We start from the raw sequence: 12,633 nt of genomic DNA, 5'->3' as shown, positions 1-12,633 counted from the left end.
CGCGACAAGTTTGTCGAGCACCTGACCACGATCATGATGGGGGTCATCGAGGGCACCGCCGAGCTGCTCGGCATCAAATTGGACCCCGATCAGCCGATCCACAACGCGGTGCCGCGCAACTCCGCCGCCAGCTGAGCATCGGCGGCGTTGACATCGCCGTGGCAATCGACACACTTTCCGATACCGGTGGGTACCGGCTACTTGAGAACGAAGATCGATCCGAGATGAGTCGCGCCGGCGACGATGCAGTGGGGGCGCCCCGAGCCGCGCAGCGGCGAGGGGGACGAAGCGATGAGGAGGGCGGCGCACATGAGCGTTGCCGAGTCGACGACCCAGCCTGAGGCACAGGCTCCGGCCGTGCGCACCCGCGCAGTCATCATCGGGACGGGGGTTTTCCGGCCTGGGGATGGCTACCGCGCTGCAGCGCCAGGGCGTGGACTTCGTCATCCTGGAGAAGGCCGACGAGATCGGCGGCACCTGGCGGGACAACAGCTACCCAGGCTGCGCCTGCGACGTCCTGTCGCACCTGTACTCGTTCTCGTTCGAGCCGAAGGCCACCTGGAGCAAACTGTTCTCACCGCAGCCTGAAATCCTCGACTATCTCAACGGGGTCACCGACAAATACGGCCTGCGCCGCTACATCCGGTTCGGCTCGCTGGTCGACCGCGCGCACTGGGACGACACCGAATAACGCTGGCACGTGTTCACCGAGTCTGGGCAGGAGTACGTGACGCAGTTTTTGATCTCGCCCCGAGAACAATTCCTCCTAAAGCCGGTTTTTCGGGGTGGGCACCGGCGTGCCGGCAAACCGCCGAAAGGTCAGCGGCTAAGGAGCTTCACGAACGCTTTCGCGGCCGCATCCACGCCGGCCTCGTCCTCGGTGGCGACAAGGTCCAGCAGGAGGCCGCGGACGACGGCCAGTCCAAGCCGTGCCATCGCAGGATCGAATGCACCGCCGGCGACGGCCGCGACCTCGGCCAGCCAGCCATCGACAGCACTGGGGACCATTCGGGCAAACGGCTTCTCGCCCTGGGCGGCGCGGGCGTAGCACTCGAAAAAGAGACGTTCCAACTGGCGCAGTTCGGGTCGACGAAGGTCGGCCCACATGGCGGCAAAGCTCTCGGCCGGATTTGTGGGCAATTCAGGCAGCAGCCCCATCTGGTGGCGCTCGACCTCCTCGACGATAGCCACCAGGAGATCCTCTCGAGACCGGAAGTGGTGCAACAGCATTCGGTGGCTGGTGCCAATCGCAGCGGCGACGTCGCGCAGGGAGCGGTCGCCGACCCCGCCCGCCGCGAACTCCCCGACGAGCGCATCGAGTAACTGCCGGCGCCGCTCCAGGTCAGGCGTGCGAACCATCGGCGCGGCTGAGTTCCTCAGACCGGGCCTTGAGTCCTTGGGCCTCGAGTTCGAGGAAGCGCTTGGTCTTCTTCACCATCAACCGCCCGACAAGGGCGCCGAGCACACCGCGCTGGTCGAGTTGCTGGCGCACCAGGGTGCGGCCGTCGGACTGGGCGATCACATCGTGGCGAGCGCTCACCCGCACGCCGGGCGAGCGTTGCACCCAAGTCCAGGACAGGCCGGGGTCGATCTCGGTGACCTTCCAGACCAGCTTCGACATGCCGGGCTGCTTGATCGCGAACCGTTTGCCGACGGCGATGTTAGCTCCGTCCGTGCCGACCAGCGACGTCACCGACGCGGTCCACTCCGGCCAGCGCTCGACGTCGCTGAAGACCTCCCACACCAACTGCGCCGGCGCGTCAATCTCGATACTGTCTTCGGTAATCATGTACCAAATGGTACATCTTGCGTAGCGTCCTGAACAGTGGTCTATCCGACGCGCGCGTTGAGTTGCTTGAGGGCCGCTTCGGCACCGTTCCATCCCGGAATGCCGGTCACTCCCGGGCCCGGGTGGGTGCATTGGCCGCACAGGTAGAGTCCCTCGACCGGTGTGGCGAACTTGTCGGCGCCCTCGACGACGCGACCGGTCCACAGCTGGTTGGGCTGCAGCAGCCCATGTGAGTAATCACCGGCGTGTGCGCTGAAGGTGCTGCCGAAGTACCGGTTGGAGAACACGACGCGGTTGGTGACCGAATCGGCGAAACCGGGGGCGTACTTATCGAAGATCTGCACGCAGGTGTCGGCGTATTGCTCTTTCCAGCTTCGGTTTTCGTCGGCGTCCAGTCCGGTGGGGAAGTAGGGCGTGAAAATGGTTGCGCTGTGCTTACCTTCGGGCGCCAGCGACGAGTCCACCATGCTGGGGATGTACAGATAAGTGGGCGGCGCGTCGGGAAGCTGCCCTTTGCGGTATTGCTCCCACGCATCGCTGATGTATTCCGGCGATGGCGCGTAGGCGACGGTGGGACACCATTGCCCTTGATCGCACATGAATGGCTGCAGCCGCTCGATCCATTGCGGGGCCTGGTCGATGGTCAGATGGGCCTGGATGTATCCGAGGTTGAAGTTGATTTCCTTGATCTTGCGGATGTAGTCGGGCGGAAAGTTCTGCGCGCCGGCCAGATTCACAAACGTGGTGTACGGGTCGAGCGACGACAGCACCGCGTCGGCTGAAATCGTTGTGCCGTCGCGGAGTTCGACTCCGGTGGCGCGTCCGTCGCTAACCAGGATTTGCTTGACGTGCGCCTTCATCTGCACCTCGGCACCCAATGATTCGGCGCGACGACACAGTGCCGTACTCAGCGAGCCGATGCCGCCGCGCGGCATGATGTATTCGACGTTGCCGCCGCCAATCAGGTAGTGATACAGCGTCGATGCATTCGAGCCCGGGGTCCAGGGTCCACCGTCGAAGGCGTCAATGGACATCGCCGCCAATGAGCCCTGGATGCAGCGACCCTGATCCGGCGCCAAGAAGCGGCGGACCGTATCCATCGTGCTGCCGTACCACATCTGGGCGAAATCGTGACGGTCCTCGGGCGTGGGCTGCGCGGCGATCACCTCGATGATGTCCAGCGGCGGGCCGAACGCCGAGTCGACGAAATACGGTGCAAATCGGCCGATGTGGGCGAATAACCCACCCAGGCCCGTCGCGACCTCGGGCCCGTGGTCCTCGATGAGGTGGCGTCCCATGCGTTCGAGGTCGTTGTACATCACGAACGGCGTGTCCCCTGCATCGCCGAACGTGCACGTCGACGTCCACTGATCCATCAACTCGAAGCCCCACTTGGTCAGCTCCAGGCGTTCGGTCATCTCCTGTCGCCAGATCAGCACCGCCCACGCGCCGACGCTGTGCTTGTACCCGTCGAAGAGCTCGCGGGTCGCGGCCATCCCGCCGAGGAAGTGCGCGCGTTCCAGGACAAGGACTTTCGCTCCGCCCTTGGCCAGCACGTTCGCGGCAACCAGACCGTTGTGACCTGCCCCGATGATGATCGCGTCATAGTCGGCCATGCTGATCGTCCTCCTGGCTGTGGTAGTGACCCTTTCGCCTGTGCGCACAATGTCACACCTGACATATTTGCGTCAATGGTGACATTTGGTGTGTGCTTACACCGTGGAATCTCGTAGCCAGCGCACGCGTCAGGCGCTGCAACAGGCGGCGATGAAGCGCTTCGTCGCCGACGGCGTGCACCAAACCAGCGTCGCCGACATCGCGGCCGACGTCGGGGTCACCGAGCGAACTTTCTATCGGCACTTCCCGACCAAGCACGCGGTGATCTTCGCCGACTACGACATCGGCTTCGAATGGTTCGCCCGCGCGCTGGCGTTGCGCCCGCACGGGGAATCGATCACCGTGTCGGTGCGAAAAGCTATGGACGCGTTCCCATTTGACTTCGCAATGGTCCGTGAGGCCGCGACCATCCGGTCGCGAGACTTGGACCAGGACATCATCACCAGCCACATCCGGCGGATGCGCGATCAGGTCGCCGACGAGATCCAGCGCTTCATCCACGAACGTTCCGCGCCCACCGCCGACGGAGCCATGATCGCCGACATCGCCGCACACAGCCTGGCCACCGCTGTGTTCGTGTCGCTCGAAACCTGGATGGGCAAGGGCGGAGAGGATGTCGACAAACTCAGTCGCCTTACCGACATCGCGTTGCGCGCCCTCGAGGACGGCTTGACGCACACCCTGCGGGAGGCCGGACTGGACTGAGCCGGCTACTTCTTGGTCGGCAGCAAGGCGATCATCGTGTCGATGAGCTGGTCGGCGTTGGTCTGCCACTTGTCCCATACGAAATGGCCGCTCAACTCGAAACTCGTTGCGCCGTGGGCGGTGGTCAGCAGTAGCGCTCCGTAGTGTCGCGCCCGCCGGGGGCTGACGATGCGGCCGACGAGGTCAAGGAACAGGTCTTGCGTGCGCTCGGCCGCCCGCACCGCCGCGGTCGGATCGCCCGCCGGTGTGGTGAACATCAGGCGGTACAGGTGGGGTCGGGTGCGGCCGATCGCGACCAGCGAAAGCAACGCGGCGCGTAGGGATTTCTCCGGGGGATCGTCTCCAGTGGCCAGGCGCTCCAGCCGGTCGCCCAGTTGGTTCATGGCGTTCGTGGCGAGGGCCGTTAGCAGGGTCTCCTTGTTCGCGAAGTGACGATAGGGCGCCGAACGTGACACGCCGCACAGGGCACCCACTTCGCGCAGCGTCACGGCATCCGGTCCGCCGGTGTCGAGCAGCGCGCCGGCGGCATCGAGCAACGACTGGCGGGTCATCGCAGCAGTCTCTGATCGCGTCACCACCGGCAGCAGCATAGGCCGTTGCCGGTTGAGTTGACAACGTCAACTGGACTATCTATTTTGAGATGACGGTGTCAACTGAACTGGAGATGGTCATGACTCCATCGAATCCGCCCGACCGCCGCGAGCTGGTCGTCGTGTCCGGCGCCTCGACCGGTATGGGTGCGGCCACCGCGAAAGAGCTGGCGCGCAATGGCTTTCACGTGCTGGCCGGCGTCCGCCGCGTCGTCGACGCCGATGCTCTACGGGCCGAGGGGATCGAGCCGCACATCCTCGACATCACGGTCGACTCGGATGTGGCCGCCATTGCCGACCGGGTCGCCCGCGATCCGTTGGGCCGGCCGCTGCGCGCGCTGGTCAACAATGCTGGGATCTCGATCAATGCTCCAGTCGAAACGCTGCCAATTGCCGAGTGGCGCAGGCTGTTCGAGGTGAACCTGTTCGGTCACGTCGCCATGACCCAGGCGCTGCTGCCGACCCTACTACGCAGCGCGGGCACCGTCGTCAACATCAGTTCTGTGGGCGGCAGGGTGGCGCTGCCGACGTATGGGGCGTATGCGGGTTCCAAGTTCGCTCTCGAAGCCGTCAGCGATTCCCTGCGCCGTGAGGTCAGCGGTCTCGGGGTCAAGATCGTCGTCGTCGAACCCGGTGCGGTCAAGACCGAGATGTTGGAACGGGGGGTGGCCAACGCCGATCGGTTGAAGGCCGGCATGGCCACCGCTCAACTCGAGCGCTATGGCGATCTCGTCGCGGCGATCTCGGAGCAGGCCCGATCATTCGGCAAGGACGGTGTTTCCGCCGAAAGCGCCGCCAAAGTTATTGCGAGGGCGGTAGCCGCGCCTCGTCCGCGCACTCGGTACACGATCGGACGTGACGCGGCCGTCCTCATACGGTTGGCCCGCGTGCTATCCGATCGCGTCCTCGACCGCGTGGTGCGTCTGAACCTTCGGTCGCATTACCCGGCGAACGCGTAATACTGGGTAATGAGGACGAATGCGGCGGCATGTGTTCGCGACACGCAAACACAACTCCTTGTGTTGCGCTACGTTGTCGTACCCCAGGGGTAGTGTTTGGGGCCTGAAGTTCCGCAGGTGACTGTCAGCCAAAGATGGCTGGTGAGGTGGGTTCTGGTGACCGAAAAAGTGAAGCTGATCGATCGGGTTTCGGCGATCAACTGGAACCGGCTGCAAGACGAGAAGGACGCCGAGGTCTGGGAGCGGCTGACCGGAAACTTTTGGTTGCCCGAGAAGGTCCCGGTGTCCAACGACATCCCGTCCTGGGGCACGCTGACGGCCAACGAGAAGCAACTGACCATGCGGGTGTTCACCGGGTTGACGTTGCTGGACACCATCCAGGGCACGGTCGGGGCGGTCAGCCTGATTCCCGACGCGCTGACGCCACACGAAGAAGCGGTGTACACCAACATCGCCTTCATGGAGTCGGTGCACGCCAAGAGCTACAGCTCGATCTTCTCCACGCTGTGCTCGACCGCCGAGATCGACGACGCCTTCCGCTGGTCGGAGGAGAACCCCAACCTGCAGCGCAAGGCCGAGATCGTGATGGAGTACTACCGCGGCGACGAGCCGCTCAAGCGCAAGGTGGCCTCCACGCTGCTGGAGAGCTTCCTGTTCTACTCCGGCTTCTACTTGCCGATGTACTGGTCGAGCCGGGCCAAGCTGACCAACACCGCCGACATGATCCGGCTGATCATCCGCGACGAAGCCGTGCACGGCTACTACATCGGGTACAAATTCCAGCGCGGGTTGGCTCTCGAGGACGCTGCCAAGCAGGCCGAGCTGAAGGACTACACCTACGAACTGCTGTTCGAGCTCTACGACAACGAGGTGGAGTACACCCAGGACCTCTACGACGAGGTCGGTCTCACTGAGGACGTCAAGAAATTCCTGCGCTACAACGCCAACAAGGCGCTGATGAACCTCGGTTACGAGGCGTTGTTCCCGCGCGACGAGACCGACGTCAACCCGACCATTCTGTCCGCCTTGTCGCCCAACGCCGACGAAAACCACGACTTCTTCTCCGGATCGGGATCGTCGTACGTAATCGGCAAGGCCGTCGTCACCGAAGACGAGGACTGGAACTTCTAGACCCGCAGGTCTCACATGCGTCTCCGGCTGATCCTGCAACCCGCATGGGTGCGCTTCCTGGTGTCGGCGTTGTTCCTCGCTGTGTGGTGGGGTCTGTTTACCAGCCTGCAGTCGAGTTATGAGTTCGAGGGCGCCGTCCTATCGGCGATCGTCTTCGGTGCCGCGCTGGGCGGATATTTCACGGTGACGACCCAGGGCACGCACCGAGCAGCTCAAGAGGCGGTATCCGGACTGGACCGATCGGGACGTTCCGATGCGATCAACGCGGTCTTGCGAGGCATCGCGCCTGCTGATCCCGATGTGCGGGCGTCGGCAACGCGGCTAGGCAGAATCTATCTTCGCAACAAGTCAGCCGATCAACTCAACCGTGCGGAGCTATGGACCTGGATCACGTTTGGGGCCCTCATCGGCGCGGGCGTCGCTGGGGCGGTGGTGTTCAACAACGACCGGCTGCCCTTTGTGGTGCTTGCTGTTCTGGCTGCGATCCTGCTGCCGGTCTCGTTGCTCAGCTCGCGGCGTATCCGACGAAATGTCGCGCTGCTCGCCGAAGGCCCCCAGTAGGCGGCGCTAACCCTCGGCTTCCATGCCGGCTCATGGTGTTCGCGTTAGACGCCGACCGGAACGGTGTGCGCGTTGATGAGAGTGGGGCGGTCGCGGTCGGCGATGCCCGCTCGAACCAGTTCGGTGACCTCGTCGACGGTGTGCGCCTCATGCGCGTCCACGCCGTAGCTGGCGGCCGTTGCCACAACGTCGAGTCCGGGTATGTCGAGTCCCGGGACTTTGGGCGTCTTCTCCCATACACCGAACTGCTTGACCACGCCGTACTCGGCGTTGGAGGCGACCACTATCGTGACCGGAATCCGGTAGTGCGCCGCGGTCCACAGCGCGGTGATCGCGTAATGCATTGAGCCGTCACCCATTAACGCGACGACGGGACGATCCGGCGCCGCCAGCTGAGCGCCGACGGACGCAGGTAGCCCCCAGCCCAGCCCGCCCCCGGCGGCCGACAAATGTGACAACGGGTGACCGGGCCGAATGGCGCTGGTGATGGTGAGTTCGTTGCTGCCGGCCTCGCTGACCCACAGCGTCTCGGCGGGCGCGGCTTTCCCGACCGCCGTCCACAGCGCATCGGGCTGCAGCGGCGCCTGCGCGTGTTGCAGGTCGGGGATCGGGGCACGTGGCGCCGGAGCCGACCGTTTGGTTGGTTTCGCGGCGTTGAGCAAGGCCTGAGTGGCGGTGGCCAAGTCGGCGACGATCGCGTCCCCGACGGGGGCGCGGGCGGCTTCGTCGGGATCGTTGGTGAGGTGAATCATGCTCGCGCCCTCGGGCAGGTAGGGCCCGGGCACCAGCGGGTAGTACCGAAAAACCGGCGTCCCGATCGCAATCAACAGATCGTGTCCGGCCAGTGTCCCCGAGATCCAGCCCGCGCCGGGCGGCAAGGCACCTTGATAGAGCGGGTGATTCTCGGGGAATCCGCTCCACCCGGTCAGCGGGGCGGTCCACACTACCGATTGAGTGCGTTCGGCCAGTCCGATCACCGACTCCCACGCGCCATAGCGTTCGACGTCACCGCCCACGATCAACGCCGGCGATTTCGCCGCTTCGATTCGTGCGCAGATCCGTTCGGCAAGTTCAGCGGGAAACCCGGTCGCGTGCATCACCGAGCGCTCGCGTACCACCGCGATATCGGCGACTTGGGCGTCGTCGAGTTCGACCGGCATATCGTCCATCGGCAGCGAGACGAATACCGGGCCCATCGGCTGGGTGGTGGCCAGGTGGATTGCGCGGGCCAGCACCGCGGGCGCTTCGCTGGCGATGGCGGGCTCGGCGGCCCATTTCACGAAAGGTCTTGGCACGGTGGTGGGTTCGATGTTGGTGAGCAGGCAGTACTGGTTCTGCATGTTTCGTCGCTGATTTCCGGCGGTGACGATCAGCGGAGTCTTGTTGCAATAGGCGTTGTAGAGCTGGCCTTGCGCGTTGCCCATCCCGGGCGCGGTGTGCAGGTTGACCAGTGCGGGGCGACCGGTGACCTGCGCGTATGCGTCGGCCATTCCGACCGGGATCATCTCCTGCAGCCCGAGAAAATAGCGGAAATCGTCTGGAAAGTCTTGCAGGAGAGCAAGTTCCGACGAGCCGGGGTTCCCGAAAAAGGTGGTCAGATCGTGGGCGCGCAGCAAATCGAGAATCGCGTTGCGGACGGTGGTCATGCTACCTCCGATATCGTCGGGCCGACTTGATCCTCTGTCCGGTTGGACGGGAGTGCAATTGGGTGTTCGTCGCGCGGCCTCGACTCAAGCATAGGGGCGGTCGATTCGCTCAGCGTTGGCACCGTGCGCGCGGCGATGCAAAATCATCGGGAATGTTTCAACCGATCGGGTACCAAGCGAAAACGTCAATTGAGTACCGGGTTTGATGTCGTATACGGGTATCCGCTGATGCCAGACCTCTAATGCCACGCGTAGTTCGGTGCGAGCCAGATGCGAACCCAGGCAACGATGCGCGCCTCCACCGAAGGCCAGGTGGCGGTTGATCTTCCGATTCAATTGGGGGGCAACGGCGTTCGGGTTGTTGGCTTCGTCCGTATTAGCCGATCCGAGCATAAGGAGCACTCGATCGCCGGCCTTCACCGGACATCCACCGAGTTCGGTATCGACGACCGCTTGACGCGGAATACTCATGGCGGGAGACTCCCAGCGCAGCAGCTCCTCGACGATAACGGGGATCACCGAGGGATCTTCAACGATTGCCTGACGCATGTGGTCATTGCGAATGAGGTAGTCGAAAAAGCAATCCAGGGACGCCTCCACCGTATCGAGGCCGGCGACAAGGAATAGAAAGCTGATATCAAGAATATCGTTGTCACTCAAACCTTTACCGTCGATCTCAGCATCTAGAATCCAGCTCAACAGGTCGTCGCGGCGGTGCAAACGACGGTCGGCGATGACACGTTCGAAGTATTCGTAGATCGAACTTGCGGTGGCCTTCTGATGGGCGTCGGTTTCAGGATGCCCCATAGGCTTGCCGGATCCCACGTTGGGACGAACGATCCCGTCCTTCATCGCCAGGAGTGCTGGCAACTCGTCACGTGGCAATCCGAGCAGGATGAGGAGGACTTCGCCCGGGAACGGAATCGAGAATGCTTGTGCAAAGTCTATCTCGGCGCTGTCGATGAAATGGTCGATAAGACGGTTGGCCACTGCGATGATCGACCCCTCGCGCGACTTAATTTTTTTGGGCGAGAACAACGGGTCAAGGATCTTTCGAAACTTCGTGTGCTCCGGAGGATTGATCTGCAGCGGGACGAGCGGGCGCTCATTCTTGAAGTCGTTAGCGTCCTGGGACGTGCGGAACAGACTGGGGCTGTGAAGAACTTCGTCGACCAGTGGCCAGGTGTTCACGACCACACTCGAGTCGTTGATGCGCAACACGGGGGATGTGTCGCGGAGCATCCGGTAGATGAGCCGGGGGTCCCGTGTCAAGGCCTCGCCGACGGCAACCACGGGATCCGGACCAGCCGCTGCTTCTTCTTGCGCCGCCATGGTTGGCCGCCACCCTTTCGTCTGAGCCATCCCGTCGTTTGCGTCAAGACGAGTTCAGTTCATAGTCGCTGTCTTGCTGGCGAATTCGACGTGTTGCGGCCGCTGCGGATCTATCATCACCCACGGCTTCGCTCCGGGCGCCGAGATATCGCCAAACATGAACGTCCCTTTGATAGTGGTTTCGTAGGGCGCTGCTCCGTCGGGCCGCTCGATGCGCAATCGCAGTGTCCGGCGAATGTAGGCATTGTTGATCACCATGTTGAACAGCGGGCGCTTGACCTCGATGACGACTGCTCTGGCCCGCACACCGTCGCGAGTCAGCCGGTCAAACCGATACACCGACCACGTCAGCCAGCTCGCGTACCCGACCACAATCGCCGCGCAGATCACCAGCGCCCACCACGACACCGGTGCCGACCAGTCGGCGGCGAACGGCATGATCGAGGCGAGGAACCAGCCCAGCAATGGGTCGTGCGGCGACTTCCGGGCGATTATGAAGAACACGGCGAACTGCAGGAGATACTCGACAACCCACGCCCCGATCACCGCCCCGCTGATCGATGTGTCGATCGAGATCTTGAACAGGCTCGTGGTAACCGCGGCGGGCGCGATCACGAGCACGCACCACAGCGCCGACAACACTGCCACCGTCCGCCACCTCATTCGCGTCACGGTAGTGACCTGTGTCGTCGCCGAAAGTCAGGGGCTGTGTCGAAAGATGAACGGTGCATGAATTGTGTGAACGGTGCGCTGCGACGGTAGCGCCGCTGAACCACCTTTCGTGACACTGATGGGGTGGCGATAACTCCATCTTCTGCTGCAGCTTCTGTGGCCGATTTTTTGCGTTCAGTAGTCCGGTGGCTGCAGGTCGGCTACCCCGAAGGCGTTCCTGGACCCGACCGAGTCGCGCTGCTGGCGCTGCTGCGCAGCACCCCGTTGACCGAGGATCAGGTATCGCAAGTGGTCGACGAGATCGACGAGGAGCGCGATCACGAGCCGGTCGACCGTGACGTGATCGCGGATTTCATCTCCGACATGACGCACTACGACGCCGGTCCGGAGAACATCGCGCGGGTGGCCAGCAGGCTGGCCGCCGCCGGCTGGCCGCTGGCGGGTATCAGTGATCTGTTTACCACCCCAGATGCGTCTAACGGCGAAGCCGCAGCCTCACAAGCCTGACGTGTCGATCACAAAGCGGTAGCGCACGTCGCTGGCCAACACGCGCTCGTAGGCCTCGTTGACGTAATCGGGCTCGATGACCTCGATTTCGGGCGTCACGTCGTGCTCGGCGCAGAAGTCCAGCATCTCCTGGGTCTCGGCGATCCCGCCGATGTTCGACCCGGACAGGCTGCGTCGCGCCAGCGCCAGCGGGAATGCCGGCACCTCCATCGGGTGCTCGGGGATACCCAGCTCGACAAGTGTGCCGTCGACGTCAAGCAGGTTCAGATAGTCGCCAAGCGGCAGATTTGCCGACACGGTGTTCAGAATCAAATCGAAGCTGTTGCGCAAGTTACGGAAAGTGTCGCGATCGGCAGTCGCGTAGTAGTGCCTGGCCCCCAGGCGCAGTCCGTCCTCCATCTTCTTCAGCGACTGCGACAGCACCGTTACGTCGGCGCCCATCGCCGCGCCCAGCTTGACACCCATGTGACCCAGCCCGCCCAGGCCGATGATCGCCAGCCGGGTGCCCTGCCCCGCTTTCCAGTGCCGTAGCGGCGAGAAGAGCGTGATGCCGGCGCACAACAGCGGGGCCGCCTTGTCCAGCGGCAGCGAGTCGGGGATGCGCACGACGAAGTTCTCGTCGACGACGACGGCCTGGCTGTAACCGCCCAGCGTCGGCGTGCCGTCTTTGTCAATGGAGTTGTAGGTGAAGGTCGCGCCCGGCTTGCAGTATTGCTCGAGCCCGGCCTTACAGCTACTGCACTGGCCGCAGGAGTTGACCATGCAGCCGACGCCGACGTGATCGCCCACCTTGTGTTTGGTGACCTCAGAGCCGACGGCGCTCACTACGCCGGCGATTTCGTGGCCGGGAACTACCGGGTAAATAGGTTGGCCCCATTCGGCTTTCACGGTGTGGATGTCGGAGTGGCAGATCCCAGCGAACTTGATGTCGATGGCCACGTCGTGCGGGCCGGGGTCGCGGCGGGTGATCGTGGTTTTGGTCAGCGGCTCGGTCGGCGAGGTGGCGGCATACGCGGAAACAGTGCTCATTGTGGCAATCCTCTTGAGTGCGCTTATTGCAATATCGAATTCTATTGGACACCACCAGATTAGCATAGAAAAGCTATGTATTTGGCGGGTGCGGT

13 protein-coding genes and 2 pseudogenes are annotated in these 12,633 nt (G+C 63.3%); 7 read left to right on the top strand and 8 right to left on the bottom strand.

All coding sequences use genetic code 11. The features are described from left to right. Both VEI45_RS17055 and VEI45_RS17050 read left to right on the top strand, forming a co-directional pair. Window positions 1–135: pseudogene (locus tag VEI45_RS17055) on the top strand (TetR/AcrR family transcriptional regulator); the annotation flags it as partial. 174 nt (window positions 136–309) lie between these two features. After that, window positions 310–688: pseudogene (locus VEI45_RS17050) on the top strand (flavin-containing monooxygenase); the annotation flags it as partial. Window positions 689–819: 131 nt separating this feature from the next. On the opposite strand, the gene VEI45_RS17045 reads toward VEI45_RS17050, so the two are convergent. Genes VEI45_RS17045 through VEI45_RS17035 form a run of 3 tightly spaced genes read right to left on the bottom strand, consistent with a single transcriptional unit; the run spans window position 820 to window position 3,405 of the window. Continuing rightward, window positions 820–1,359: a helix-turn-helix domain-containing protein gene (locus VEI45_RS17045; RefSeq protein ID WP_324855289.1), complete on the bottom strand. Its 540-nt coding sequence runs from the start codon at window positions 1,357–1,359 to the stop codon at window positions 820–822. After that, complete coding sequence (locus VEI45_RS17040; RefSeq protein ID WP_324855287.1) at window positions 1,343–1,789, bottom strand: SRPBCC family protein; 447 nt, start codon at window positions 1,787–1,789, stop codon at window positions 1,343–1,345. Before VEI45_RS17040 ends, VEI45_RS17045 begins: the two co-directional genes overlap by 17 nt. A 41-nt stretch (window positions 1,790–1,830) precedes the next feature. Then, window positions 1,831–3,405, bottom strand: a complete 1,575-nt coding sequence (locus VEI45_RS17035) for an NAD(P)/FAD-dependent oxidoreductase (RefSeq protein ID WP_324855286.1) — start codon at window positions 3,403–3,405, stop codon at window positions 1,831–1,833. 88 nt (window positions 3,406–3,493) lie between these two features. On the opposite strand from VEI45_RS17035, the gene VEI45_RS17030 reads away from it, so the two are divergent. After that, window positions 3,494–4,111 (top strand): TetR/AcrR family transcriptional regulator, encoded by a 618-nt coding sequence (locus VEI45_RS17030; RefSeq protein ID WP_324855284.1) that lies wholly within the window; start codon window positions 3,494–3,496, stop codon window positions 4,109–4,111. Between the two features lie 5 nt (window positions 4,112–4,116). On the opposite strand, the gene VEI45_RS17025 is transcribed toward VEI45_RS17030, so the two are convergent. Continuing rightward, window positions 4,117–4,689, bottom strand: a complete 573-nt coding sequence (locus tag VEI45_RS17025; protein WP_324855282.1) for a TetR/AcrR family transcriptional regulator — start codon at window positions 4,687–4,689, stop codon at window positions 4,117–4,119. Window positions 4,690–4,751: 62 nt separating this feature from the next. Here VEI45_RS17025 and VEI45_RS17020 point away from each other — a divergent pair, with 62 nt between their 5' ends. From VEI45_RS17020 to VEI45_RS17010, 3 genes are all read left to right on the top strand, one after another. Continuing rightward, window positions 4,752–5,660: an SDR family oxidoreductase gene (locus VEI45_RS17020; protein WP_324855280.1), complete on the top strand. Its 909-nt coding sequence runs from the start codon at window positions 4,752–4,754 to the stop codon at window positions 5,658–5,660. 156 nt (window positions 5,661–5,816) lie between these two features. Then, window positions 5,817–6,791 carry a class 1b ribonucleoside-diphosphate reductase subunit beta gene (nrdF, locus tag VEI45_RS17015; protein WP_324855279.1) on the top strand — a complete coding sequence of 325 codons (975 nt, stop codon included), beginning with the start codon at window positions 5,817–5,819 and terminating at the stop codon, window positions 6,789–6,791. Between the two features lie 15 nt (window positions 6,792–6,806). Continuing rightward, on the top strand, window positions 6,807–7,352 hold the full coding sequence (locus tag VEI45_RS17010) for a hypothetical protein (protein ID WP_324855277.1): 546 nt from the start codon (window positions 6,807–6,809) through the stop codon (window positions 7,350–7,352). A gap of 44 nt (window positions 7,353–7,396) precedes the next feature. Here VEI45_RS17010 and mdlC read toward each other — a convergent pair whose 3' ends face one another. The 3 genes from mdlC to VEI45_RS16995 form a co-directional block, all read right to left on the bottom strand. After that, entirely contained in the window at window positions 7,397–8,998 is a 1,602-nt protein-coding gene (gene mdlC, locus VEI45_RS17005) for a benzoylformate decarboxylase (protein WP_324855275.1), read from the bottom strand. An 84-nt stretch (window positions 8,999–9,082) separates the two neighbouring features. Beyond that, window positions 9,083–10,330, bottom strand: coding sequence for a cytochrome P450 (locus VEI45_RS17000; RefSeq protein ID WP_324855273.1), 1,248 nt, complete (start codon window positions 10,328–10,330; stop codon window positions 9,083–9,085). Between the two features lie 54 nt (window positions 10,331–10,384). Beyond that, window positions 10,385–10,993: a hypothetical protein gene (locus VEI45_RS16995; RefSeq protein ID WP_324855271.1), complete on the bottom strand. Its 609-nt coding sequence runs from the start codon at window positions 10,991–10,993 to the stop codon at window positions 10,385–10,387. Between the two features lie 165 nt (window positions 10,994–11,158). Between VEI45_RS16995 and VEI45_RS16990 the strand changes: the two genes are divergently transcribed. Next, on the top strand, window positions 11,159–11,509 hold the full coding sequence (locus tag VEI45_RS16990; RefSeq protein WP_324855269.1) for a DUF3349 domain-containing protein: 351 nt from the start codon (window positions 11,159–11,161) through the stop codon (window positions 11,507–11,509). Here the strand turns inward: VEI45_RS16990 and VEI45_RS16985 are convergent. Further along, window positions 11,498–12,538 carry an NAD(P)-dependent alcohol dehydrogenase gene (locus VEI45_RS16985; RefSeq protein WP_324855267.1) on the bottom strand — a complete coding sequence of 347 codons (1,041 nt, stop codon included), beginning with the start codon at window positions 12,536–12,538 and terminating at the stop codon, window positions 11,498–11,500. The genes VEI45_RS16990 and VEI45_RS16985 overlap by 12 nt on opposite strands. Between the last annotated feature and the right edge of the window lie 95 nt (window positions 12,539–12,633).

It is taken from the genome of Mycobacterium sp. (assembly GCF_035623875.1).
Lineage (GTDB): Bacteria > Actinomycetota > Actinomycetes > Mycobacteriales > Mycobacteriaceae > Mycobacterium.
The sequence above is the reverse complement of the archived record's forward strand: the minus strand, read 5'-3'. Positions and strand labels throughout refer to the sequence as shown.